Genomic DNA, 25,015 nt, shown 5'->3' with positions numbered 1-25,015 from the left:
AACATCACGTGCCACCACGTAAACGTGCCAGCGGACAGGCCGAACTGTTCGGCGTGTCCAGCACCAAGCAGATCCAGGACATCCTGTGGAAGGCCGCCGACAAGCTGCGCGGCTCCATGGACGCCGCACAGTACAAGGAGTTCGTCCTCGGCCTGGTCTTCCTCAAGTACGTCTCGGACGCGTTCGCCGAACGCCGCGACCAGATCGAGGCCAGCCTCTCCGACATCCCGGAGAACCGCCGCGCCGCCTTCCTCGACGAACGCGACGAGTACACCAGCGCCAACGTCTTCTGGGTCCCGGAAACTGCCAGGTGGGACTACCTGGTGGAGAACGCGCCCAGCGGCGTCGGCGAGCTGCTCGACGATGCCATGGACGCGATCATGCGGGAGAACCGAGCGCTGACCGGCGTCCTCCCGAAGATCTTCAACCGGGACAACGTCGACCAGAAGCGGTTGAAGGAACTCGTCGACCTGATCAGCGACGCCCGCTTCACCGGCCACGGCGATCGCAAGGCGCAGGACGTCCTCGGCGAGACGTACGAATACTTCCTGGAGCGGTTCGCCCGCGCCGAGGGCAAGCGGGCGGGCGAGTTCTACACCCCGTCCAGCGTGGTGCGGATCCTCGTCGAGGTGTTGGAGCCCTACGAGGGCCGGGTCTACGACCCGTGCTGCGGCTCCGGCGGCATGTTCGTGCAGTCAAGAGAGTTCGTGGAGAAGCACGCAGGGCGGGAGCACACCCACGACATCGCCATCTACGGCCAGGAGAAAAACGAACGGACCTGGCGATTGGCGAAGATGAATCTGGCCATCCACGGCATGGACCCGGTGGGCATCGGCGACCGTTGGGCAGACACGTTCGCCGACGACAAGCACCCGGACATGCGGGCCGACTTCATCATGGCCAACCCGCCGTTCAACATGAGCGACTGGGAGCGCCGCGAGCATGACCCGCGCTGGCGCTACGGCGCGCCGCCGCAGAGCAACGCCAACTACGCCTGGCTCCAGTACATACTTTCCAAACTGGGCGACCGCGGCAGCGCAGGCGTCGTCCTCGCCAACGGCTCGATGTCCTCCAAGCAGTCGGGCGAAGGGGAGATCCGCCGTGCGATGGTCGAGGCGGACGTGGTGGCCTGCATGGTCGCCCTCCCACCGAACCTGTTCCGCACCACCGCCATCCCCGCGTGCCTGTGGTTCCTCACCAAGGACAAATCACCGCAGGGCGCGAAGGCGCTGGCCGACCGACGCGGCGAAATCCTCTTCATCGACGCCCGCGCGCTCGGCACGATGGTCGACCGCACCGAGCGCGTCCTCACCGACGAGGACATCGCCAAGATCGCCGACACCTACCACGCCTGGCGCGGCACCAAGTCAGCCAAGGCCAAGTGCCAGACGTACGAGGACATGCCGGGCTTCTGCTACTCCGCAGACCTGGACGAGGTAGCCACCCACGACCACGTGCTGACCCCGGGTCGCTACGTGGGCGCTGCCGAAGCGGAGGAAGACCCAGACGCGGAGCCAATCGCTGACCGCATCGAACGCCTCACCAAGGAGCTGTACGCCCACTTCGAGGAGTCGACCCGCCTCGAGACTGTCATCCGCCAGCAACTGGAGCATCTCGATGCCTAACCTCATCACCACATTCTCTGATCTGGCCAAAGAGCATTCGATCGAGATCGGAGCGGGACGACCACGGACCGTAAATATTGACGGATACGAGCTTCCCATCCTACGTGTTGCCGATGTCTTGGATGGCAAAGTCCAGCCGAGAATCGAGGCTCGAACGCTAAATCGAGATACACAGGGCGCAGGATCTAAGGTATCAAGGCCCGGTGATGTTGTTCTCACGACCAAGGGCACCGTAGGGCGAGTAGCCCTAATGCCGCCCGATGGGCCAGCGTTCGCCTACAGCCCCCAACTCTGCTATTTTCGCCCTGCCGCCAACGGTCCACTAAGGTCGCGGTTCCTTTACTACTGGTTCAAGAGCGCCGAGTTCTGGAACCAGGCCAATGCACTTAAGAGCCAGACCGATATGGCCGACTTCCTCAGCCTCGGAGATCTTCAACGGATGCAGATTGGCATCCCACCCCTTAGCCGACAAGATGCCATAATCGACCTTCTCGGGGCAGTCGATGACAAGATTGCAGTCAACGACCGCATCGCTGCAACTGCGAACCAGTATTGCGCCGCACTTTTTGAAGATATCGTCGCGAGCAACGCCAAAGGGACCGCCGAATTACGCGACGTGGCTTTGATCAACACAAGAACTGTCAAGCCAACAGCGAATGGCAGCCTGCGATACGTAGACATCTCCAGCGTCGGCGATGGCACCCTTACATGGCCTGAACGCACCTCATGGAACGATGCACCAAGCCGAGCTCGACGTGGAATCTCCGTAGGCGATACTCTTTGGTCCACGGTTCGACCGAACCGCCGATCCCACACCCTTGTGCTCGACGAGGATCCGCTGCTTGTCGCATCCACGGGGTTCGCAGTCCTCACTCCTCGCGGCGTAGGCCCCGCGTTCCTCTACGAGAGCGCAAGAAGAGACGAGTTCGTTGCGTACCTTGAGAGCGTTGCCGAGGGAAGTGCTTATCCGGCCGTACGAGCTGAAAAGTTCCTAGCCGCACCAATTATTGACGTCATAGACGAACATCGAGACAGATTTGAGGCGCTTGCTTGGTCCGCCCGGCTACGCACCCATTCCGCAACGCAGGAAATCCGGGTGCTGGCAGAGATTAGAGGCACCTTGCTGCCGGAGTTGATGTCGGGGCGGTTGCGGGTCAAGGACGCCGAGAAGGTTGTCGAAGAAGCTGTTTAGGTAGAAGAAGAGTCCTTGGGGAGGGGCTAGGGATGGGATTCGACGGGCGGATGAACGAGGCTGGCTGGGAGGCGCTCGCGCTGGAGCAGCTCGGTGAGCTGGGCTGGGAGCCCGGGGCCGGAAAGGACTTCGCGCCGGGCTCCGGGCAGCGGCGGAACTGGGCCGACCTGGTGCTCGTCGAGGACCTTCGCGCTGCCATCGAGCGTCTCAACCCCGACCTGCCCCCCACAGCGGTCGCCGACGCGGTGCGGGTCGCCGCCGACGAACAGTCCGGAGCTGCGTTCGCCGAGAACCGCGAGGCGCACAAGCGACTGGTGCACGGCATCTCGATCGTCTACACCGACGCGCACGGTGCCGAGCACAACCCGACCGTGCGCCTGGTCGACCTGCACGACCCCGGCCGCAACGTCTACCGGGCGATCAACCAGGTCACGGTCATCGACGGCGACTTCCGGCGGCGGCTCGACATCGTGCTCTATCTCAACGGGCTGCCGGTCGCCATCGTCGAGTTGAAGAACGCCGCCGACGAGAACGCCACCCTCACCGGCGCGCACGCCCAGCTTGAGACGTACCTCGCGGAGTTCCCGCTCGCATTCCGGCACGCCGTGCTGTGCCTGATCTCCGAGGGGATCACCGCGAAGTACGGCACCCCGTTCACCCCGTACGAGCACTTCGCGCCGTGGAACGTCGACGACGAGGGCGTTCCCGTCGACACCACCGCGCCTGACTACGACGGCCCGGAGGCGCTGATCGTCGCTCTCCACGGCCTGTTCAACCAGCGGCGTTTCCTGGAACTGACTAGCGGCTTCGTCAACTTCACGCCGAAGGGCAAGCGGATCGCCAAGGCACACCAGTATTTCGCGGTCGTCCGGGCCGTCGAGTGCATCGTGCGGGCCTCGCGCAGCGACGGGAAGGCGGGCGTCGTCTGGCACACCCAGGGTTCCGGCAAGTCCGAGGAGATGGTCTGCACGGCGGCGCTGACCAGCCGTCAACCGGCGCTGAAGAACCCGACCATCGTGGTGCTCACCGACCGCACCGACCTCGACGACCAGCTCTACGAGACGTTCCAGGACAGCCAGTTGCTGCTCGGCCAGGAGCCGGAGCAGGCCGAGACCCGCGCCGAACTGCGGGACAAGCTGTCGAACCGGAACGCCGGCGGCATCATCTTCACGACCTTGCAGAAGTTCGGGCGTACGCGGGAGGAACGGGAGGCCGGGCGGGCGCACCCGCTGCTCTCCGACCGGCGCAACATCCTGGTGATCGTCGACGAGGCGCACCGCAGCCACTACGACAGCCTCGACGGCTACGCCCGCCACCTGCGCGACGCGCTGCCCTACGCCACGTTCATCGCCTTCACCGGCACGCCGATCGCCAGCGCCGAGGTGAACACCCGCGCCGTCTTCGGTGACTACATCGACGTGTACGACCTCAAGCGCGCCGTCGACGACGAGGCGACCGTGCGGGTCTACCACGAGCCGCGGATCATCCCGGTGTCGCTGCCGCCGGACATCGACCCGGACAGCATCGACGAGCAGGTGGAGACGCTCACCGCCAGCCTGGACGACGCCGAGCGGCGCAGGGCCGAGGCATACGCGGCCACCATGAACACCATCTACGGTGCACCCGACCGGGTCGAGACCCTGGCAAAGGACCTCGTCGCACACTGGGAGAAGCGGCGCGAGCTGATGAAGCCTCAGCTCGGCGGGCCGGGCAAGGCGATGCTCGTCTGCGCGACCCGGGAGATCTGCGTCCGCGTCTTCGATGCCATCAAGGAGCTGAAGCAGCGGGAAGGCTGGGCGGACCCGGCCGTCGACAAGGGCAAGATGAAGATCGTCTTCCATAGCGCCCCGAGCGACGAGGAGATGTTCCGCCCGCATCACCTGCGCCCGTCGCAGCAGAAGATCGTCCAGGCCCGCGCCAAGAACCCGGACGACCCGCTGGAGCTGCTCATCGTGCACTCGATGCTGCTCACCGGCTACGACGCGCCGCCGATCCACACCATCTACATGGACCGACCGATGAAGGGCGCCAACCTCATGCAGGCGCTCGCCCGGGTCAACCGTCGCTTCCGGGAGAAGCAGGACGGGCTGCTGGTCGGCTACGCCCCGCTGACCGAGAACCTGCGCAAGGCGCTCACCGAATACACCCCGAGCGACCAGGAGGACCAGACCCTGGGCCGGGACATCGACCGGGCGGTCAGCGAGGTGCACAACGAGATAGCCGCCATCGAGGCCATGGTGGCCCCGGTCAAGTGGCGGGCGATCCTCGACGACGCGAAGATCCCCGCCCGCTGGCTGCGGGCGGTGCGGAAGACGGTCAACTTCCTGCGCGATCCGCGCACCCCTGGCAACGCCGTCGAGCCCGGCACGAAGCCGCTGCACCAGCGGTTCCGCGACTCGGCGGGCCGGATGGAGCGGTTCTACGCGCTCTGCTCCAGCAGCAACTACTTCGTTGATCGTGCCGGCGACATTCAGCGCCTGCGCCGCGACATCCAGTTTTTCCGGGACGTCCGGGTCTGGATCGTGAAAGAGGAGGCCGCCGACCGGGAGGCCAGGGGCCTGCCCAACACGGCTCAGGTCGAACGCTACCTGGCCGCGCTCGCCGCCGAGGTGGTCGACGCCGCCGACATCACCGACATCTACGAGGAGGCGGGCCTCGGCAAACTCGACATCACCGAGCTCAACGAGGTCGCGTTGCAGCGCCTGCGGGACTCGGAGACCCCACACCTCGCCGTCTCCGCGCTCCGTCGGCTGATCGAGCAGAAGATGCGTGAGGTCACCAAGCACAACGTGGTTCGTCAGGAGCGATTCTCCGCCCAGCTCGAAGACCTGATGAACCGCTACATGCGCCAGCAGTTGACCAGCACGCAGCTCATCGTCGAGCTGGTCGAGCTGGCCAAGCAGGTGTCGGCGGACGCCCGGCGCGGCCACCAGTTCGACCCTCCGCTCAACCACGCCGAGCTGGCCTTCTACGACGCCGTCGCGCAGAACGGCGCAGCCACCGAGCTCATGGGCATCGGCACCTTGGCCGAGATCGCCCGGGAGCTGGTCCGGTCGATCCAGTCGTCGATCACGGTCGACTGGTTCTCCCGTGAGCCGGTGCGTGCCAAGCTCCGCAGCCACATCCGCCGGCTGCTGGCTCGCTACGACTACCCGCCGGACCACGAGCGCGCCGCCGTCGATCTGGTCATCCGGCAGATGGAGACCTTCGCCAACGAGTGGGCCCCGGGAGGCAACACCCAGCGGTGACCGGACGTCGACCTCACCGCAGCCAGGCAGGTCAGGTGCGGTGAGGTCACGTTTGACGGACCAGCCGGATCAACTGCACCGACCTGCACACCGTCGACAAACCTCGCCTGCGCCGACGACTCGGCAGGTTGGCACCGGCAGAGCTCCACCGCGTCGAAGAGTGCGTCCGACAGGTTCTCGGCCTGTAGCCGATCCGCTCGTCGTCCTCGCGGTCGGCCAGCAGCAGACCGAGGGGCGACACCTTGGGCGGAAGATCGCGCTCGATCAGGGAAGGAGTGGCATCGTGGCCGCTTGGAGGCCACTATTTCCGCGATCGGGCACGACCTTGCACCCCTCACCCCGCTGCCGTGTCACAGGGTCAGGTGGCTGGCTGGTCGGTGCCGGGAGCCGCGACCGGCACGCCCACCGAGGCTGCGATGTCCGCCATCCGCTTGTCGTACGTGACCAGCACGTCGAGCGCATCACCGAGAACCTGGGCACTCGCCACGTGCAGGGCATCCAACGTGCGGATCCCGGTGGGGAGAGCTGCCGCGAGATCCCGAACCTCCTCGGTCAGCAGGATCTCGGTGAAGTTTCGGGCCAGCATCTGCATGGCGTCCGGATAGTCGCCGATCCGGTCGAGGGTGCGTACCGTCTCGACGAATCCCACCGAGCTGGTCGCCATCGGCACACCAGCCCGGCTTTCCAGGAACTCTTGCAGCTCGGTGGCGTAGGTGCGGCCGGAGAGCAGTGTGATCAGGGCGGACGAGTCGAGGTAGATCAACGTTCGTCGTCCTCGCGGTCGGCCAGCAGCAGGTCAAGGGGCGACACATCGGGCGGTGCATCGTAACGGGGTAGCCGGTCGAGGTCGCTCGTGGTGGTCGCCTTGAGGCGGATCACGCCTTTGGCCACCAGGGAGGTGTATCTGCCGAGCGTCCCAGCGCCCGGCAGCAGCACGGCGATCACGCTGCCGTGCCGCGTCACCTCGATCGTCTCGCCCCGTTCCACCCGGGCGAACATCGCGCTGGGATTGTAGGAGAACTCGCGCACAGACACGGTGCTCATCGCACGCCTCCCTTGTGCCGACAACGCCACCACTGTACCCACAAACCGTTCTACGGCGGCACGACTACGCCTGCCTCGGCAGGGTGAGGATCTCGGCCCCGTCCTCGGTGATGGCGATCGTGTGCTCGCTGTGTGCCGTACGGCAGCCCGTCTTGCTGCGCAGCGTCCATCCGTCTTCGTCGGTGATCAGCTCGTCGGTGTCCGCCATGATCCACGGCTCCAGGGCCAGCAGCAGCCCGGGGCGCAGCTTGTAGCCCCGGCCGGGTCGCCCGGTGTTGGACACGTGCGGGTCCTGGTGCATCGTCGACCCGACGCCGTGCCCGCCGAACTGCGTGTTGACCGAGTAGCCGGCGGACTGCAACGTCGTGCCGATGGCGTGGGAGAGGTCGCCGATGCGCGCGCCGGGCCCGGCGGCGGCGATGCCGGCGGCGAGCGCGCGTTCGGTCGCGGCGATCAGCGCCACGCTCTCCGCGGGCTTCGAGTCGCCGACGATGAAGCTGACGGCCGAGTCCGCGACGACGCCGCCCACGGAGACGGCGAGGTCGAGGGAGAGCAGGTCGCCGTCGGCGAGCGCGTAGTCGTGGGGCAGCCCGTGCAGCACGGCGTCGTTGACGGAGGTGCAGATGTAGTGGCCGAAGGGCCCGCGCCCGAAGGACGGCGCGTAGTCGACGTAGCAGGACGAGGCCCCAGCCTCGACGATCATGGCCTGGGCCCACCGGTCGATGTCGAGAAGGTTGGTGCCCACCTCGCAGCGGCCCTTGAGCGTCTGGAGGATCTCGGCGACCAGGGCGCCGGCCTCCCGCGCCCGGGGCAGTTGGGTGGGGCTCAGGATCTCGATCATGCGGCGCCTTCCTCGTGCCACCAATAACTATCCCGGCCATACTATCCCGGTACTAGAATCGGCCGCATGGTCAGGTTGCCGCTCACCCCCGAGGAGGTCGAGCGCGGGCAGCGCCTCGGCGCCCTGCTGCGCCACGCCCGGGGGGACCGCTCGATGCTCCACACCGCGCTCGACGCCCGCGTCTCGCCGGAGACCCTCCGCAAGATCGAGTCGGGGCGCGTGGCGACCCCCGCCTTCTCGACCATCGCGGCGATCGCCGACGTCCTCGGCCTCTCCCTCGACGCCGTGTGGGCCGAAATCAACCGGGCCGAAATCAACAAGGCCGAGGTCGACAGGCCCGTGCGCGCCATCGAGCCGACCGACCCCCGCCGCCACGCACCCGAGCGGCTCGCCTCGTAGCAGCCGCCGAAAGGCCCGGGGAGGGCTCAGCGCGCCAGCGAGGCGTACACGTCGATCAGTCGCTTGGTGACCACGTCGGGGTGGAACGTGCGCTCGTAGCGCAACCGCGCCGGGGCGGCCAGCGCCGCCGCGCCCGCGCGGGCCACCGGCAGCGCGGCGGCCATCGCGGCCGGCTCCGGGGCCACCACCCAGCCCGTCTCGCCCTCCTGCACCCCGTGCGGCAGCGGGACGCGGCCCACCCCGGGGGCGGCCGTGGCGACGGCGGCCGGGCCGGTGCCTGCGGGCTCGCGGGGGGCGTCCGCGCCGACGAGGTACGGGATGCCGCCGAGGGCGGTGCCGAGCACCGGCCGCCCGCTGGCCAGCGCCTCGATGATCACCGTGGGCAGCACGTCGTGCCAGGTGGACGCGGCGATGATCACCGCGCTGGCGTCGATGGCGGCGCGCACCCCGGCGCGGTCCAGCGGCCCCAGATAGGTGACGTCGGCGCGCTCGGCGGCGGCGGCCTCGGCCAGGTGGCGCAGCTCGCCGTCCCCGGCGATGCGCAGCGGCCCGAGGGAACCGTCCGGGTGCCGCCGCCAGGCGTCCAGCAGCAGCCCCAGCCCCTTCTCGGGGGAGAGCCGCGCCATGTAGAGGAAGCCGTCGCCCAGCGGCGCGGGGATGCCCGGGTCGGGGATGCCGTTCGGCTTCACCACGATCCGCTCCGCCGGCACCCCGTAGTCGCGCAGGTGGTCGCCGACGGCGCTGGTGAGGGCGATGAACCGGTCCACCGAGTGCCAGGTGCCCCGGTGCACGGCCAGGGTGGTGGCCATCAGCGCGCTCTGCGCCCGCGACCCCCGGTAGCAGCGGTGCACGATCGCCGGCACGCCGAGCGCCCGGCCCCGGCAGTCCTGGCAGATCACCCCGTCGCGGAAGTAGAGCCCGGAGGAGCAGACCTGCCGGTAGTTGTGCACCGTCTGCACCACCGGCACGTTGTGCTTGTGCGCGGTCCGCACCACCCAGGGCGAGAGCAGGGGGTACGGGTTGTGCAGGTGCAGCACGTCCGGCCGGTGCTCGGTGATGAGCCGGCTCAGCTCCTGCTGGGCGCGGGGGGCGTAGATCGGGGAGATCGGCAGCAGCGCCTTCGCCGTCTTCGGCAGGCTCGGGATCTCGTCGGAGCTGCGCAGGAACGGCAGCACCTCCACCCCCGCCGCGCGGAGCTGGGCGATCTCCGCGTCGACGATGGTGTTCTCGCCGGACGGCTGGGCTTCCCGGTACCGGTTGTGCGCCACCACGATTCTCACGGGGATGAAGGCTACCGTTGAACGATGCCCGAACTTCCCGAGGTGGAAGCGCTCGCCGGCTACCTGCGGGAGCGCGCCGTGTCCCGGCGCGTCGACCGGGTCGAGGTCGCCGCGATCAGCGCCCTGAAGACGTACGACCCGGCGCCGGCCGCCGTGTCGGGGCGCACGGTGACCGACGCGCGGCGGCACGGCAAGTTCCTCGACGTCGTCTTCGACGACGACCTGCACCTGGTGGTGCACCTGGCGCGGGCCGGCTGGCTGCACTACCGGGAGTCGTTCCCGTCCGGTGCGCCGCTGCGCCCCGGCAAGGGGCCGATCGCGCTGCGGGTGCGGCTCGACGACGGCTCCGGCTTCGACCTGACCGAGGCGGGCACCCAGAAGAAGCTGGCCGCCTACCTGGTGGCCGACCCGGCGACGGTGCCGGGAGTGGCGAAGCTCGGCCCGGACGCGCTCGCCGCCGACCTGCCCACGTTCGCCGCGCGCATCCGCAGCCGGCGGGGCCAGGTCAAGGGGGTGCTGACGGACCAGTCGGTGCTGGCCGGGGTCGGCAACGCGTACTCCGACGAGATCCTGCACGCGGCGAAGCTGTCGCCGTTCGCGCTGACCGACCGGCTCACCGACGATCAGGTCGCCGCCCTGCACGGGGCGACCGGGCGGGTGCTGGGCGACGCGGTGTCCCGGTCGTTGGGACACCGGGCGGCGGAACTGAAGGGTGAGAAGCGTTCGGGGCTGGCCGTGCACGCCCGCACCGGCCTGCCGTGCCCCGTCTGCGGCGATACGGTCCGGGAGGTCAGTTTCGCCGATTCGAGCCTGCAATATTGCCCGACCTGTCAGACCGGCGGGAAGCCGTTGGCTGACCGACGGTTGTCGCGAATCGTACGGTGAGTAACGACACCCGGGGGTTACGGAGGGGATTCGCCTCCGGAGCGCCGATCCTCCCGGTCCGCGCCTCTACCCGGTCCGTCATCCATCGGTATAGTGGCCCGGTCCCCGGCTTTTCGCACCTGAGGTGGAGCCGGCCGGATCCCATGCGGCGCACTGGGCGCGAACTCCCTCGGGTCGACGTCCGGCGCGGGCCCCGCGTGGGAAACTGAACGGTGGGCGACCCGGGCCCTCACTGCGAGTGAGCGGCGCGCGTCATGCGGGAGGACATGGGTGAGGTGACGACTAGCCTCCAGCGCCCGGTAACCAACACAGGCCGGAGCCAACTCGTGCGGCACGTCGACAGCTTCGAGATCCAGCCGCCGACACCGCCGTCCCACAACGGTGTCCCCCGGTCGGCGTGGGCGCGGGCCCGCCGGCGCGTCTCCCGCTGGCACCGCCCCTACACGGCCGCCCTGCTGCTGGTCGACTTCCTCGCCGTGGTGCTGGCCGACTGGGCCGCGCAGGAGGCGTTCGGGCAGGCCCGGGCCGGCTTCTACAACGCCCAGGCGGACCCGACCTGGTTCTACACGGTCGCGTTCCTGCTGCTGCCGCTCGGCTGGCTGGTCATCCTCTGGGGCAACCGGGCCTACGACCGGCGCTACATGGGGCTCGGGCCGGACGAGTTCAAACGGGTGATCCGTGCCGGCGTGGCGGTGGCCGCCACCGTCTCGTTCATCGCGTTCGCCACCAAGACCGACCTGTCCCGTTACACGGTCGGTTTCGCGCTGCTCGGGGCGTTGGTGCTGATCCTGTTCGGCCGCATCCTGGCCCGGTTCACCCTGCACGCGGTGCGCCGCCGGGTCGGCCAGGCCGGGCACCGGATGGTGCTGGTCGGCACCCTGCCGGAGTGCCTGGAGGTCTACACCGCGGTCACCCGCAACCCGAGCGCCGGGCTGGTCCCGGTGGCCATCCACATCACCGACGGCTACGCGGCGGCCCGGGGCATCCAGACCCCCGTCCCGGTGTACGCGGGCCGCGACGTCCTCGCCCTGGTGCGGGAGGTCGGCGGCGACACGATCGCGGTCTGCGGCTCCGCCAGCGCCGAGCCGGGCGAGCTGCGCCGGCTGGCCTGGCAGCTCGAAGGCTCCGGCGTCGACCTGGTGGTGGCCCCGCAGCTCACCGACATCGCCGGCCCCCGGGTGCACATCCGCCCCATCGAGGGGCTGCCGCTGCTGCACGTCGAGGAGCCGACCCTGTCGGGCCCGGCGCTGCTGGCCAAGAACCTGATGGACCGGGTCGCCGCCGGCCTCGGCCTGCTCCTGCTCGTGCCGGTGTTCCTGGCGATCGGGGCGGCCATCCGGCTCTCCGACCCCGGCCCCGTCTTCTTCCGCCAGCCCCGGGTCGGCCACGAGGGCCGCACGTTCCGGGTGTGGAAGTTCCGCACCATGTACGTCGACGCCGAGGACCGGCTCGCCGGCCTGGTCGACCAGAACGAGACCGACGGCATGCTGTTCAAGATGAAGCACGACCCCCGGGTCTTCCCGGTGGGCCGCTTCCTGCGGGCCTCCTCGCTCGACGAGCTGCCCCAGTTGATCAACGTGCTGTGGGGCGAGATGTCGCTGGTGGGGCCGCGTCCGCTGCCCGCCGACGACGGCGACTTCCTCGGCGACGTGCGCCGCCGGCTGCTGGTGCGGCCCGGCATGACGGGGCTGTGGCAGGTCTCCGGCCGCTCCGACCTGTCCTGGGACGAGGCCGTCCGGCTCGACCTCTACTACGTCGACAACTGGTCTTTGGCATACGACCTGAGCATCCTGTGGCGCACGGTGGGCGTGGTGCTGGCCCGCAAGGGCGCGTACTAGCGCGCGGCGACGACAGCCGTCAGGATCGCGGGGTGGCTGGCAACCTCTCCGCCGTGCTCGGCGTCGTCTCCCTGGTCACCGCGCTGGGCGCCGCCCTGTACGCGGTGGTCCGGCTGCGCGCCCGCCGGGGCATCGCCACCGCCACCCAGCGGGCCACGTACGAGGTGCTGCACACCGCCGGGCTGGCCGCCGAGCCGCTGCGTACGGGCCTGAGCGCGGCGGGCGCGGCGAAGGCCGTACGCCATCTGCGGGCCCTCGTCGGCGCGGCCGGGCTGGCCCTGACGGACCGGGACGCGCTGCTCGCCCTCGACGGGCGCGGCACGCACCACGCCGACCAGCTCGTCGCGGCGGCCCGGCGGGCGGCCTCCGGCGGGCGGTCCACGGTGCTGGGGGAGGCGGAGCTGCACTGCGACCGGGTCGACTGCCCGGTGCGGGGCGCGGTGGTCGCGCCGCTGCGCGCCGACGGCCGGGTGGTCGGCGCGCTGATCGCCGTCGCCGACGACCAGCCCGCCCCGGGGCTGGTGCAGGCCACCCTGGAGACGGCGCACTGGGCCGGCAACCAGCTCGCCCTGGCCGAGCTGGACGCCTCCCGGGAGCGGCTGGCCCGCGCCGAGGTACGCGCGCTGCGCGCCCAGATCAGCCCGCACTTCATCTACAACGCGCTGACCGCCATCGGCTCCTTCGTGCGCACCGACCCGGAACGGGCCCGGGAGCTGATCCTGGAGTTCGCCGAGTTCACCCGCTACTCCTTCCGGGCGCACGGCGAGTTCACCACCCTCGCGGAGGAACTGCGCTCGATCGACCGCTATCTGACCATCGAGCGGGCCCGGTTCGGCGACCGGCTGCAGGTGCGGCTGCAGATCGCCCCGGAAGTGCTGCCGGTGACCCTGCCGTTCCTCTGCCTCCAGCCGTTGGTGGAGAACGCCGTCCGGCACGGGTTGTCCCGCAAGCCCGGCACCGGCATGGTGAGCATCGAGGCCCGCGACGCGGGTGCCGAATGCCACATCACGGTGGAGGACGACGGAGTGGGCATGGACCCGACGACACTGACCGCCGGCATCGCCGAGCTGGCCGGGGCCGGCAGCGACCCCGCCGACGACCCGGGCCAGCACGTCGGCCTGTCGAACGTCGACGAGCGGCTCCGCTCGGCCTTCGGGGACCGGTTCGGCCTGGTCGTCGAGACGGGCCTCGGCTCGGGCACGAAGGTGAGCATGCGGGTGCCGAAGTTCCACCCCGGTGTGCGGGTCGCCTCGTGACCAGCTCCGGCTTCCTGCGGGTGCTCGCCGTCGACGACGAGCCGCCGGCGCTGGACGAGCTGGCGTACCACCTGCGGGCCGACCCCCGGGTGGCCCGGCTGCACACGGCGGGCGACGCCACCGAGGCGCTGCGGGTGCTCCGCGACGCCGACGTGGACGTGGTGTTCCTCGACATCCGGATGCCCGGCCTCGACGGGATGGAGCTGGCCCGGGTGCTGCGCCGGTTCGCCCGGCCCCCGGCGATCGTCTTCGTCACCGCGTACGACGACGGGGCGGTGGACGCGTTCGACCTGGGCGCGACGGACTACGTGCGCAAGCCGGTGCGGGCGGAGCGGCTGGCCGAGTCGCTGCGCCGGGTCATCGGCTCGCGGGTGGTCGCCACGCATCCGGCGGCGCTGGCCCGCGCCGAGGAGGACCCGACGATCCCGATCGAGCTGGCCGGCACCACGCGGATGCTGCCCCGTTCGGCGGTGCGCTGGGTGGAGGCGCAGGGCGACTACGCCCGGCTGCACACCGCCGACGGCTCCCACCTGGTGCGGGTGTCGCTGGCCACCCTCGCCGAGCGCTGGGCCGACGCCGGGTTCGTCCGCATCCACCGGTCGTACCTGGTGCAGCTCAAGCTCATCGCCGAGCTGCGGCTGGTCAACTCCGGGTACGTGGTGGTGATCGACTCGGCGGAGCTGCCGGTGAGCCGCCGGCACACCCGGGAGCTGAAGGACAAGCTGGTGCGCGCCGCCAAGCAGGACTGGAACCGCTGACGCAGTCTGGTCGGCCAGGTTGTCCACAGCGCTCGTCCACGGGTTATCCACCGGGTTATCCACAGGTGTGGAGAGTTCTCCACAGGTTGTTCACAACGCTCCCCACCGATCTCCACAGCCGCTGCCTACAGTCAGCTGCCATGAGGGAACGCAGGATCCTGGTGGTCGAGGACGAGCGGACGATCGCCGAGTCGGTCGCCGCCCGGCTGCGGGCCGAGGGATTCACGGTGGAGACCGCCGGCGACGGCCCCACGGCGGTCGCCCGGTTCCGGGCGTGGCAGCCCGACCTCGTCGTACTCGACGTGATGCTGCCCGGCTTCGACGGCCTGGAGGTGTGCCGGCGGATCCAGGCCGGGCCGCCCGACGCCACGGCGGCGGCCCGCGCCCACCGGCCGGTGCCGGTCCTCATGCTCACCGCCCGCGACGACGAGACCGACCTGCTGGTCGGGCTGGCCGTCGGCGCGGACGACTACCTCACCAAGCCGTTCTCGCTGCGCGAGCTGGCCGCCCGGGTGCACGTGCTGCTGCGCCGGGTCGAGCGGGCGGCGGCCGCCGCGCCCGCCGCGCTCACGGTCGGCGACGTGGCGATCAACCAGGCCGAGCGTCGGGTGTCGCGGGCCGGCGTCGAGGTGCACCTGACGCCCATCGAGTTCGACCTGCTGGTGCACCTGGCCGGCCGACCGCGCACGGTGCTGCCCCGGGAGCGGCTGCTCGCCGACGTCTGGGGCTGGGCCGAGGGCTCCGGCACCCGCACCGTGGACAGCCACGTCAAGGCCCTGCGGCGCAAGCTCGGCGCGGACCTGATCCGCACCGTGCACGGCGTCGGGTACGCGCTGGAGGTCCAGCCGTGACCGACCGCCTCGTGACCTGGCTCAACAAGGTGCTGCCCCGCCCGCTCGACCCGGTCCGCTCGATCAAGGTGAAGCTCGGCCTGCTGCTGGTCGCGTCGGGTGCCGCCGGGATGGGCTACTTCTGGTGGGCCATCGGCTGGCTGCCGCCGATGACCTCGCTGACCGCGATCGGCCTGGCTCTGCTCACGTCGCAGGTGCTGGCGCACGGGATGACCTCCCCGCTGCGCGAGATGACCGCGGCGGCGGGGGCGATGGCCCGGGGCGACTACTCCCGGCGGGTGCGGGCCACCTCGCGCGACGAGGTGGGCGAGCTGGCCCACGCGTTCAACAAGATGGCCGCCGACCTCGCCGCCGCCGACCAGCGTCGGCGGGAGCTGATCGCGAACGTCTCGCACGAGCTGCGTACCCCGATCACCGCGCTGCGGGCGGTGCTGGAGAACCTGGTCGACGGGGTCGCGCCCACCGAGCCGGCCGCGCTGCGGACCGCGCTGGCCCAGACGGAGCGGCTCGGCCACCTCGTCGCGGACCTGCTGGACCTGTCCCGGTTGGACGCCGGGGTGGTGCCGCTGCGCCGGGTGCGGATCGACCTGGTCGACTTCCTCGGCGAGGCGGTGGAGCACGCGGCGGCGACGTCCGCCGGGGTCGGGCGCGACGTCCGGTTCCGGCTCCGCCCGCCGACGACCCCGCTGACCGGGTACGCCGACCCGGGGCGGCTGCACCAGGTCTTCGCCAACCTGCTGGACAACGCCGCCCGGCACAGCCCGCCGGGCGGGACGGTGCTGGTCAGCGCGGCGGAACGCGACGGCCGGCTGCACTTCGAGGTGGCCGACGAGGGCGACGGCATCCCGGTCGAGGAGCGGTCCCGGGTGTTCGAGCGGTTCACCCGGGGCGACCGGTCACCCGGCGGCGGCACCGGCCTGGGGCTGGCCATCGCGCGCTGGGTGGTGGAGCTGCACGGCGGCACGATCGCCGTCCTCGATCCGCACCCGGAGTCGCCCGGCGCACCCCCGGGCTGCCGCATCCGGGTCACCCTCCCGGCCACCGCCCCGCTCTGACCCGGTCTCTTCCTCTCTTCTCCCTTCCCGGCCCGACTTGTCCCTTCCCGGCCCGACCGAGGAGTCACCATGCCTGTTGCACCCCAACCCGCCGGGAGATCTTGGTACGAAACGGCCCCCATGAGGGCGCATTCGTACCAAGATCTGAAGGCGTCGGGGGCGACAAGCGGTGCTCGGCCCGTCGTGCTCGGCGCGGTGGCCGGTGCCGCCGTCGTCGCGGCGACGGTCGTCCCGCTCGACCGCCCCGGCCTCGGTTGGCCGCTCGCCACGCTCGTCGCCACGGCCGCCCTGGTGACGGCGGCCCGCGCCAAGTCCACCCCTGCCGCCACGGCGGCACCGGCGGCACCGGCCGATGCCACGGCCACGGCCCCAGCTCCCGCCGAGAGCGGCGGGGACGCAGCGGGGGTGGCCCGTCCCGACGCCACGGGGGCGCCGGGGCGGGCCGCCCGGCTGGCCTGGACCGCCGCGACGATCGCCCTCGTCTCGGTCGGGTACGTGCGGGCCGCCGGCTGGCTCTTCGCGCTCTGCCTGCTCGCCGCCGTGGTCACCGGAGCGCTCGCCGTGGTGGGCGCCCGGACGCCGCTCGGCATGCTGGCCGCCGTCGCGCTGACCCCGGCCGCCCCGTTCCGGGCGCTGCCCTGGGCGGTACGGGGTGCGCGCCGCGTCGGCCCGGCCGCCTCGACGCTGCGGCGCGCGCTCGCCACCGGCGCCGCCTCGGTGGGACTGCTCCTCGTCTTCGGCCTGCTGCTCGCCTCCGCCGACGCGGTCTTCGCGGACCTGCTCACCGGCGCGCTGCCCGAGGTCGGCGTCGGCGGGGCGGTCGGCTGGCTGTTCCGCGTCGCCCTGGTCGGTGGCGGGCTACTCGGCGCGGCGTACCTGGTGATCGCGCCGGCCGACCTGGACAGGCTGCGGGTCGCCCCGGCCCGGTCCGTGCGCCGGCTGGAGTGGGCCGTGCCGCTGGCCCTGCTCGACGCGCTGTTCGCCGCGTTCGTGCTGGTGCAGCTCGCCGTGCTGTTCGGCGGCTCCGCGCACGTGCTGCGCACCGCCGGCCTCAGCTACGCCCAGTACGCCCGCGGCGGGTTCTGGCAGCTCCTCGCGGTCTCCGCGCTGACCCTGCTGGTGATCGCCGGGGCGGCCCGCTGGGCGCCCCGCACCACCCGAGCCGACCGGGTCCTCGTCCGGGTCCTGCTCGGCACGCTCACCGCACTCAGCCTGGTCGTCGTCGCCTCGGCGCTGTATCGGATGCAGGTCTACGCCGACGCGTACGGGGCGACCCGGCTGCGCCTGGTGGTGGCCGCCGTCGAACTGTGGCTCGGGGCCCTGTTCGTGCTGGTCGGCGTGGCCGTGCTGCTGCTGCGGGCGGGCCGACTGCCCGTGCTGGTGGTGGGCACGGCGGTGCTCGCCCTGCTCGGGCTGGCCGCGGTGAACCCGGACCGGCTGATCGCCGAACGCAACGTCGACCGGCACCGGCAGACCGGCCGGATCGACGTGTCGTACCTGTCGGGGCTGTCGGCCGACGCGGTGCCGGCGCTGACCCGGCTGCCCGAGCCGCTGCGTTCCTGCGCGCTGCGGGACCTCGCCGGCACGTTGCCGGCCGACGGTGCCTGGACGGCCAACCTTGGCCGGGCGACCGCCCGCGACCTGCTCGCGGCGGGACCGATCGGCGCGCCGGCCGTCGACTGCGGGAACCGGTGAACCGGGGCGATGCGCCCAGCGGCCACACCGGTCTTGACATTCCCACCGATCGGGCCAGACTGCCGGGGTGGCCGCACCCGACGACCCCGCACCGGCACCCCGGGCACCGGCCCGGGACGAGACGCCGGGCGGCACCCCGGGCCAGGCGACAGGCGCAGCGGCGACCGCGCCCGGCCGGACCCGGATCGTGCTGGCCGAGGTGTCCCGCCGGGAGCCCGACGCCGACCGGGCCCGCGCCGAGCTGGCCCAGCAGACCCGGGTCGGCGAGGCGCTCGTCCGGGGCCTGGTGCGGGCCCAGCTCGCCCTGGCGCTGCGGCTGAGCCTGGTGGTGCTGATCGGCCTGGGCGGCCTGCCCTGGCTGTTCGCCATCGCGCCCTCGGTCGGCCGGGTCACCGTGTTCGGCATCAACCTGCCCTGGCTGCTGCTGGGGCTGGTCTCCTTCCCGTTCCTCATCGCCGTCGGCTGGGCGTACGTGTGGCTCGCCGAGCGCAACGAGCAGGACTTCACCGACCTGGTCCAGCGGCCGGAGCGCTGAGATGGGCAACGGGTACGTCGTCCCCGCGATCGTCGCGGTCACCCTGGTAACGGTCGGGATCGGCTTCTACGGGCTGCGGCTGGCCCGGACCACCTCCGACTTCCTCGTCGCCTCCCGCTCGGTCAGCCCGACCTGGAACGCCGCCGCGATCGGCGGGGAGTACCTGTCGGCGGCGAGCTTCCTGGGCGTGGCTGGGCTGATCCTCAAGTACGGCGTGGACGTGCTCTGGTACCCCGTCGGCTTCGCCGCCGGCTACCTGGCCCTGCTGCTGTTCGTGGCCGCGCCGCTGCGCCGCTCCGGGGCGTTCACCCTGCCGGACTTCTGCGAGGTGCGGCTCGGGTCGCGGCGGCTGCGTACCCTCGCCACCGCCTTCGTGATCTTCATCGGCTGGCTGTACCTCGTGCCGCAGCTGCAGGGGGCGGGGCTGACCCTGGCCACGCTGACCGGGGCGGCGTACCCGGTCGGGGCGCTCGTGGTGGCGGTGGTGGTCACCGCGAACGTGGCGCTGGGCGGGATGCGGGCCATCACCTTCGTCCAGGCGTTCCAGTACTGGCTGAAGCTGACCGCGCTCGCCGTACCCGCGATCTTCCTGGTGTTGCAGTGGCAGGCCGACGCCCGCCCGGCGGTGACCCCGCCCGACGGGCCGGCGTTCCGGACCGCGACCACCGTCGTGGTCGAGCACCGCGCGACCCTCACCCTCCCCGACGGCGACATCCGCGAGGTACGCCCCGGCGACCGGCTCGACTTCGCCGCCGGCGACCCGGTGCCGCAGGTCTCCGGCACGGCCACCGACGCCGCGGACTGGCTGCTGCCCAGCGCCGCCGGGGACGACGACCGGGGGCTGTTCGCCACGTACTCGCTGATCCTGGCCACGTTCCTGGGCACCATGGGGCTGCCGCACGTGCTCGTGCGGTTCTACACCAACCCCGACGGGGCGGCGGCCCGGCGCACCACGCTGGTGGTGCTGGCCCTGGTCGGCGTGTTCTACCTGCTGCCCACCCTCTACGGGGTGCTGGGCCGCATCTACACCCCGCAGTTGCTGGTGACCGGGCAGACCGACGCGGTGGTGGTGCTGCTGCCCGGCGCGGCGCTCGGCGACGGCCTGACCGGCCGGCTGCTCGCCGCGCTCGTCGCCGCCGGGGCGTTCGCCGCGTTCCTGTCGACGTCGTCCGGGCTGCTCACCAGCGTCGCCGGGGTGATCTCCACGGACGTGCTGGGGCGGGGCTCGGTGCGCGGCTTCCGGCTGGCCACGGTCATCGCGGGCGGGGTGCCGGCGGCACTCGCGCTGAACGTGTCGGGGATGGACGTCTCCCAGGTGGTCGGGCTGGCCTTCGCCGTCGCCGCGTCCAGCTTCTGCCCGCTGCTGGTGCTCGGCATCTGGTGGCGGGGGCTGACCGACGTGGGGGCCGCCGCCGGGGTGCTGGCCGGCGGCGGGGCGGCGATCGGGGCGGTGCTGGTCACGGTGCTCGGCCCGCCGCTGTCCGGCTGGCCGGCCACGCTGACCGCGCAGCCGGCGGCGTGGACGGTGCCGCTCGCGTTCACGGTGATGATCGCGGTGTCGGTGGCGTCCCGGCGGCGGTTGCCGGCCGACGTGGCCGGCACCATGCTGCGCCTGCACTCCCCCGAGGCGCTCCGCTCCGAAGGAAGGGCCCCTTCTTAACGCATCCGGTAGAGAAGGGTTCCCCTCTCACACTCCGGCGCTCAGGTGGCGCTGACGACTGCCGTGACCTCGATCTCGATCAGCGCGTCGTCGCGGAACAGCTTCGACACCTCGACGGTCGTGCTGGTCGGAAGATCACCGGTGAAGTACTTCCCGCGCACCGCCGCGTACTCGGCGCGGTGGGCCATGTCGGTGAGGTAGGTCCGGATGTTGATCACGTCGGCGAAGGTCGCGCCGCGCGCGGCGAGCAGTTGACCGATGATGTCCAGGGTCCGCTCGGCCTGCACCGTCATGTCGCCCGGCCCGACGATGTCGCGGTTGTCGTCGTCGAGGGCGACCTGACCGGAGAGCACGAGAAGCGTGGCACCGCCGAGGCGCACCTCGGCGACCTGGGAGTAGGGCCCTGCCGGGGCGGGCGCTCCGCTCGGGTTCACCAGTCTCGTCCGCACTGTCTGCCACCTCGCACCGGGATCCGAAGAACGACCTTCGTCAACCTACCCGAGCCGCCTCCTGCCCGGGGAGGAGGCGCAGGTCGTCCCTGGGCGGGAGCGGTCGCTGGCCAGCGCCGGATACGGTCGGAACATGACTGATGAGCACCCCGCGCTCGCGCTGCGTGGCCTCGCCAAGCGGTTCGACGGCAAGGTGGCGGTGGCGGGCGTCGACCTCGACGTGCCGGCCGGTTCGTTCTACGGGCTGCTCGGCCCGAACGGGGCCGGCAAGACCACCACCCTGTCCATGGCGGTCGGACTGCTGCGCCCCGACGCGGGGGGCGCCTGGGTGCTCGGGCACGACGTGTGGACCGACCCGGTCCGGGCGAAGCAGCTCCTCGGCGTGATGCCCGACGGCGTACGGCTGTTCGACCGGCTCAGCGGGGCGGAGCTGCTGGCGTACCACGGTCTGTTGCGCGGCATGGACCCGGCGGTGGTCGACCAGCGCGCGGCGGAGCTGCTCGACGTGCTCGCCCTCGGCGACGCCGGCCGGACGCTGGTCGTGGACTACTCGGCGGGCATGAAGAAGAAGATCGGCCTGGCCTGCGCGCTGCTGCACGGGCCCCGGCTGCTGGTGCTCGACGAGCCCTTCGAGGCGGTCGACCCGGTGTCGGCGGCCCTGATCCGGGACATCCTGCACCGGTACGTCGTCGGCGGCGGGACGGTCATCTTCTCCAGCCACGTCATGGAGGTCGTCGAGCGGCTCTGCTCGCACGTCGCGATCCTCGCCGAGGGGACGATCAAGCGGGTCGGCACGCTCGACGAGGTGCGCGGCGACCGCTCGCTGGAGGACGTGTTCGTCGAGGTGGTCGGCGGGCGCACAGCGACGGGCGAGGAGCTGGCGTGGCTGTCCCGGTGACCGGCGCGGGCCAGCGGGGCGCGACCACGGCGGTGACCGGGCCGGGCGGCCAGCCGGCCGAGCGGGTCCGCCCCGTTTCGGCCCGGCACTTCGTCCGGCTGAAGCTGCGGGTGATGGGCAACAACTTCCGGGGCCAGGGCTGGCGCATCGCCATGTTCGTGGGCGGGATGATCGCCGGGCTCTGGTTCGCCGCCACCGGCTTCTTCCTGCTGGCCGCCCCCGGGCTGGCCGACGAGCCGACGTACGCGCTGATGGCCGCCGCGTTCGGCGGCGGCCTGCTGGTGCTCGGCTGGCTGCTGCTGCCGCTGGTCTTCTTCGGGGTGGACGAGACGCTCGACCCGGCCCGGTTCGCCCTGCTGCCGCTGTCCCGGCGCACCCTGGTCACCGGGCTGTTCGCCGCCGCGCTGGTCAGCGTGCCGGCGGTGGCGGCGCTGATCGCGACCGGCGGGCTGGTGCTCACCTCGGGCCTGCTCGGCGGCGCGGCGGCGGCGCTCGTCGCGGCCGTCGGGGTGGTCGCCGGGCTGCTGCTCTGCGTCGCGGCCAGCCGGGCGATGACCAGCGCGTTCGCGACCATGTTGCGCTCCCGTCGGGTACGCGACCTGGCGGCCGTGCTGCTGGCGGTGCTCGCCGCGCTGCTCGGCCCGCTGCAGATCGTGGTGGTGGCCGCCGTGCAGCAGGCCGACTGGGACCGGCTGACCGGGGTGGCCCGGGTCGTCGGCTGGACCCCGTTCGGCGCGCCGTGGACGGTCGGCATCGACGTGGCCGAGGGGCGGGCCTGGGCCGTGCCGGTGAAGCTGCTGATCACCGCGCTGACGATCGGCGCGCTGCTGTGGTGGTGGTCCCGGTCGCTGGAGTCGGCCATGGTCGGGGCGGCCAGCGGCGGCCGGATCAGGGTGCGCGGCGGCGCGGCGAAGACCGGCGGCGGCGCGGCGGCGGGCGGCGCGGCGGGGGCTGTTTCCGGCGCGGTCGGGCAGCTCTTTCCGAAGGCGGTCGGCTGGGCGCGGCGGGACCGGTTCGGCGCGCTGGTGGCCCGGGAGTGCCGCTACTGGTGGCGGGACGCCCGGCGGCGGGCCAACCTGATCACGATCGCCGTGGTCGGCATCTTCGTGCCGGTGATGGTCAACTTCGGCGGGGCGAGCTTCTCCACCGGGGAGGGCATGGAGTTCGCCGCCCCCGACTCGTCCCCGGTGCTGGTCAGCATCTCGATGGTCTTCGTCGGCCTGCTCGCCTCGGTGACCCTGGCCAACCAGTTCGGCTTCGACGGCAGCGCGTACGCGGCGAACGTGGTCGCCGGGGTCCCCGGCCGGCTGGAGCTGCGGGCCCGGATGGCCGCCTTCTCGGTGTACGTCCTGCCGATGCTCGCCGTCGTCACCGTGATCCTGGGGATGCTGCTGGGTCGGCCGGCGTGGCTGGGCGTGATGGCGGGCAGCCTCCTCGCCACGTACGGTGCGGGGCTGGCGATCAGCGCCTTCGTCTCGGTGCTGGGGGCGTACTCGCTGCCGGAGACGAGCAACCCGTTCGCGATGAACAGCGGGGCCGGGGTCGCGAAGAGCTTCCTCACCCTGCTGTCGATGTTGGGCACGGCGGTGGCGAGCGTGCCGATGGTGGTCGCCGCGGCGTTGCTCGGCGACGCCTGGCTCTGGCTGGCCACGCCCTTGGGGCTGGCGTACGGGCTGGGCGCGGCGCTGCTCGGCGCGTACCTGGCCGGTGACGTGCTGGACCGGCGGGCCCCCGAGCTGCTGACGGCCGTGACCCCGCGCCGCTGAGCGTTGCCCAGCGGCGGGGCCGCGGTTCAGCGGCGGCGCAGGAACGCGTAGAACAGGCCGCTGTTGCTGGAGGAGCTGACGTTGACCAGTTCCCACCCGTAGTGGGCGAGGTATTCGACGGCCTCCAGGAGCTGGGTGACGCCGCTGCTGCTGAGTCGCGGGCGGGCGGCGATGGCGAGGTGCCGGTGGGGATAGCCCCGGAAGTCCACCTCGTTGCGGAGCACGGCGTCGGCGGCCACGACGCGGGTCTGGGCGAGCTGCTGCGGCGTCACGGGACTCATGCCCGGCACGATAGGAGCCCCCCGCACGCGTGCCGGCACAATGGGACGATGCCTGTCGTCGAGTCGGTGATCACCGTGCCGGTGCCGCCCGAGCTGGCCTTCGCGGTGTCGCAGACCGTCGCGCCGGCCCGGTACCGCTGGGACCCGTTCGTCCGCGAGCAGCACTTCACCGACGGGGCGACGCGCCCGGGCAAGGGCGTGCGCACCTTCACCCGATCCCGGCACGGCCTGACGATGGTCAGCGAGTACGTCTCCTTCGCGCCGCCGAGCCACGTCGGGATGAAGATGGTCCGGGGCCCGTGGTTCTTCGAGATGTTCGCGGGCGGGTGGCGGTTCGCCCCCGGCCCGGAGCCCGGCACGTCGGTCGCCACCTGGCGGTACCACTTCCGCTGCCGGCCGGCGTTCCTGCGCCCCGTCGCGCATCGGGTCGGGAGTTGGCTGCTCGGCCGGGACATCCGCCGCCGGATCGCCGGGTACGCCGCCGGCTGCACCGACCCGGAGGTGCTGGCCGCCGCCCGCCACTGTCTTGCCAAAGACCATCCGGGCGACCAGGTTTCGACCTAGAGCTACTCGCTTACGCACTCCGTCGCAACAAGAAAAGCATCTATCAGATTACGACGGATTACGCAGAAGCCGAAGCATCCTTGACGCGCCGAAAACAACAACCCTTAGTCGCAAGCCTTGCGGACAGCCACCCACAGGAACCTGCACATGAAGTCCTCTGACCTTGCGCAGGGCCCATTTCAATGCGCCAGCTCATCAGGTAAACAAATTAACCGAATGCACGTCCAGGACGCAAGCAGCGCGAGGTGTTCGACCGGATTCTTCGGTCGAACACCTCGCCAGTAATCTTCATTACCATAGATCTTGATCCAGCCAGCATGTCAGCAAGTCGTATCGCTCCCCCAGTCCCAGAGGAGAGTGTCGCTCACCCAACCCTTGTAGCCAGTGGTTACATCCCGCAGGTAGGTCCAGGTATTGGACGTACGACCATTCGCCGTTACCGAATCGCCGGTGACGAAGCAATAGTAATCCACGAGGTGAGAAGTTTGCCCATAGGCAACAACACCGCAGGACGTGTGCGGGCCCGTACGGATACTGGCGTTACTGACTTCAAAGAAGTTCCCGTAACGCCCGTCGCCATAAGTATTTGCATGACTACATGAAGCGCTGGCCGGAGCTGCAGCACCCAGGACGGTGGATCCGGTTGACACCAGCAGCAGGGTCGAGGTAACTGCAGCAAGCCTCTTGATGCTCATTGGGTCCTTTCCGCGACAGGGAGGTTCGGAGGGCAAGAACATCACCGATAGCCTAACATGTATTTCGAAGCACGTCGATGACTTATTCTGGAAACAAGTCATTCATTGTTAGCTGCAGTGGTTGACCTCCACATCCAGCGAGCGCACTGAAGAAACCTGATGGCGGATCTTGAAAGCGCCACCAACCGCCCTGAGCTTGG

General features: G+C 71.1%; 23 protein-coding genes. 17 read left to right on the top strand and 6 right to left on the bottom strand.

What is annotated here, in order from left to right; translation table 11 throughout:
• Positions 1-8 precede the first annotated feature (8 nt).
• The 4 genes from LPA42_RS06555 (at position 9) to LPA42_RS34715 (ending at position 6,253) form a co-directional block, all read left to right on the top strand.
• On the top strand, positions 9-1,625 hold the full coding sequence (locus tag LPA42_RS06555) for a class I SAM-dependent DNA methyltransferase (protein WP_077935257.1): 1,617 nt from the start codon (positions 9-11) through the stop codon (positions 1,623-1,625).
• Entirely contained in the window at positions 1,618-2,817 is a 1,200-nt protein-coding gene (locus LPA42_RS06550; protein ID WP_077935258.1) for a restriction endonuclease subunit S, read from the top strand. The genes LPA42_RS06555 and LPA42_RS06550 overlap by 8 nt, the downstream gene beginning before the upstream one ends.
• Before the next feature lie 32 nt (positions 2,818-2,849).
• A complete protein-coding gene (locus LPA42_RS06545; protein ID WP_077935259.1) occupies positions 2,850-6,065 on the top strand; it encodes a type I restriction endonuclease subunit R in 3,216 nt (1,071 codons plus the stop codon).
• A gap of 68 nt (positions 6,066-6,133) precedes the next feature.
• Positions 6,134-6,253 (top strand): type II toxin-antitoxin system PemK/MazF family toxin, encoded by a 120-nt coding sequence (locus LPA42_RS34715; protein ID WP_144082491.1) that lies wholly within the window; start codon positions 6,134-6,136, stop codon positions 6,251-6,253.
• 170 nt (positions 6,254-6,423) lie between these two features.
• Here the strand turns inward: LPA42_RS34715 and LPA42_RS06540 are convergent, their stop codons facing one another.
• The 3 genes from LPA42_RS06540 to map all read right to left on the bottom strand — a co-directional run bounded on the left by LPA42_RS06540 (position 6,424) and on the right by map (position 7,950).
• Complete coding sequence (locus LPA42_RS06540) at positions 6,424-6,828, bottom strand: type II toxin-antitoxin system VapC family toxin (RefSeq protein WP_077935260.1); 405 nt, start codon at positions 6,826-6,828, stop codon at positions 6,424-6,426.
• Positions 6,825-7,109 (bottom strand): type II toxin-antitoxin system Phd/YefM family antitoxin, encoded by a 285-nt coding sequence (locus LPA42_RS06535; RefSeq protein WP_077935261.1) that lies wholly within the window; start codon positions 7,107-7,109, stop codon positions 6,825-6,827. The genes LPA42_RS06540 and LPA42_RS06535 overlap by 4 nt, the downstream gene beginning before the upstream one ends.
• A 64-nt stretch (positions 7,110-7,173) precedes the next feature.
• Complete coding sequence (map, locus tag LPA42_RS06530; RefSeq protein WP_077935262.1) at positions 7,174-7,950, bottom strand: type I methionyl aminopeptidase; 777 nt, start codon at positions 7,948-7,950, stop codon at positions 7,174-7,176.
• 66 nt (positions 7,951-8,016) lie between these two features.
• On the opposite strand from map, the gene LPA42_RS06525 reads away from it, so the two are divergent.
• Positions 8,017-8,349, top strand: a complete 333-nt coding sequence (locus tag LPA42_RS06525) for a helix-turn-helix domain-containing protein (RefSeq protein WP_077935263.1) — start codon at positions 8,017-8,019, stop codon at positions 8,347-8,349.
• 26 nt (positions 8,350-8,375) lie between these two features.
• Here the strand turns inward: LPA42_RS06525 and LPA42_RS06520 are convergent, their stop codons facing one another.
• Complete coding sequence (locus LPA42_RS06520; RefSeq protein ID WP_077935264.1) at positions 8,376-9,629, bottom strand: glycosyltransferase family 4 protein; 1,254 nt, start codon at positions 9,627-9,629, stop codon at positions 8,376-8,378.
• A gap of 24 nt (positions 9,630-9,653) precedes the next feature.
• Between LPA42_RS06520 and LPA42_RS06515 the strand changes: the two genes are divergently transcribed.
• The 9 genes from LPA42_RS06515 (at position 9,654) to LPA42_RS06475 (ending at position 20,162) form a co-directional block, all read left to right on the top strand.
• Positions 9,654-10,514 (top strand): Fpg/Nei family DNA glycosylase, encoded by an 861-nt coding sequence (locus tag LPA42_RS06515; protein WP_077935265.1) that lies wholly within the window; start codon positions 9,654-9,656, stop codon positions 10,512-10,514.
• 266 nt (positions 10,515-10,780) lie between these two features.
• Positions 10,781-12,352, top strand: a complete 1,572-nt coding sequence (locus LPA42_RS06510) for a sugar transferase (RefSeq protein WP_176734105.1) — start codon at positions 10,781-10,783, stop codon at positions 12,350-12,352.
• Between the two features lie 32 nt (positions 12,353-12,384).
• Positions 12,385-13,608, top strand: a complete 1,224-nt coding sequence (locus LPA42_RS06505) for a sensor histidine kinase (RefSeq protein WP_077935267.1) — start codon at positions 12,385-12,387, stop codon at positions 13,606-13,608.
• The gene (locus tag LPA42_RS06500) at positions 13,605-14,366 is read left to right on the top strand and encodes a LytTR family DNA-binding domain-containing protein (RefSeq protein WP_077935268.1); all 762 of its coding nucleotides are present in this window, start codon (positions 13,605-13,607) and stop codon (positions 14,364-14,366) included. Before LPA42_RS06505 ends, LPA42_RS06500 begins: the two co-directional genes overlap by 4 nt.
• Positions 14,367-14,506: 140 nt before the next feature.
• Positions 14,507-15,217, top strand: a complete 711-nt coding sequence (locus tag LPA42_RS06495) for a response regulator transcription factor (protein ID WP_077935269.1) — start codon at positions 14,507-14,509, stop codon at positions 15,215-15,217.
• Positions 15,214-16,272 carry a HAMP domain-containing sensor histidine kinase gene (locus LPA42_RS06490; RefSeq protein ID WP_077935270.1) on the top strand — a complete coding sequence of 353 codons (1,059 nt, stop codon included), beginning with the start codon at positions 15,214-15,216 and terminating at the stop codon, positions 16,270-16,272. Before LPA42_RS06495 ends, LPA42_RS06490 begins: the two co-directional genes overlap by 4 nt.
• Positions 16,273-16,455: 183 nt before the next feature.
• Positions 16,456-17,967 (top strand): DUF4153 domain-containing protein, encoded by a 1,512-nt coding sequence (locus tag LPA42_RS06485; protein WP_228986409.1) that lies wholly within the window; start codon positions 16,456-16,458, stop codon positions 17,965-17,967.
• Positions 17,968-18,151: 184 nt separating this feature from the next.
• A complete protein-coding gene (locus tag LPA42_RS06480) occupies positions 18,152-18,502 on the top strand; it encodes a hypothetical protein (protein ID WP_043963597.1) in 351 nt (116 codons plus the stop codon).
• Position 18,503: 1 nt separating this feature from the next.
• Entirely contained in the window at positions 18,504-20,162 is a 1,659-nt protein-coding gene (locus LPA42_RS06475; protein ID WP_077935272.1) for a cation acetate symporter, read from the top strand.
• A 41-nt stretch (positions 20,163-20,203) separates the two neighbouring features.
• On the opposite strand, the gene LPA42_RS06470 is transcribed toward LPA42_RS06475, so the two are convergent.
• Positions 20,204-20,611, bottom strand: a complete 408-nt coding sequence (locus LPA42_RS06470) for a RidA family protein (RefSeq protein ID WP_077935273.1) — start codon at positions 20,609-20,611, stop codon at positions 20,204-20,206.
• A gap of 133 nt (positions 20,612-20,744) precedes the next feature.
• On the opposite strand from LPA42_RS06470, the gene LPA42_RS06465 reads away from it, so the two are divergent.
• Positions 20,745-21,509 carry an ABC transporter ATP-binding protein gene (locus LPA42_RS06465; RefSeq protein WP_077935274.1) on the top strand — a complete coding sequence of 255 codons (765 nt, stop codon included), beginning with the start codon at positions 20,745-20,747 and terminating at the stop codon, positions 21,507-21,509.
• Between the two features lie 32 nt (positions 21,510-21,541).
• A complete protein-coding gene (locus LPA42_RS06460) occupies positions 21,542-23,275 on the top strand; it encodes an ABC transporter permease (RefSeq protein ID WP_077935291.1) in 1,734 nt (577 codons plus the stop codon).
• A gap of 26 nt (positions 23,276-23,301) precedes the next feature.
• On the opposite strand, the gene LPA42_RS06455 is transcribed toward LPA42_RS06460, so the two are convergent.
• Complete coding sequence (locus tag LPA42_RS06455) at positions 23,302-23,556, bottom strand: hypothetical protein (protein WP_043960895.1); 255 nt, start codon at positions 23,554-23,556, stop codon at positions 23,302-23,304.
• A 48-nt stretch (positions 23,557-23,604) separates the two neighbouring features.
• Here LPA42_RS06455 and LPA42_RS06450 point away from each other — a divergent pair, with 48 nt between their 5' ends.
• Positions 23,605-24,120, top strand: a complete 516-nt coding sequence (locus tag LPA42_RS06450) for an SRPBCC family protein (protein ID WP_077935275.1) — start codon at positions 23,605-23,607, stop codon at positions 24,118-24,120.
• The last annotated feature ends 895 nt before the right edge of the window (positions 24,121-25,015 follow it).

The organism is Micromonospora sp. DH13, assembly GCF_020873825.1.
Lineage (GTDB): Bacteria > Actinomycetota > Actinomycetes > Mycobacteriales > Micromonosporaceae > Micromonospora > Micromonospora haikouensis.
This window is presented reverse-complemented; position numbering and strand designations above follow the sequence as displayed.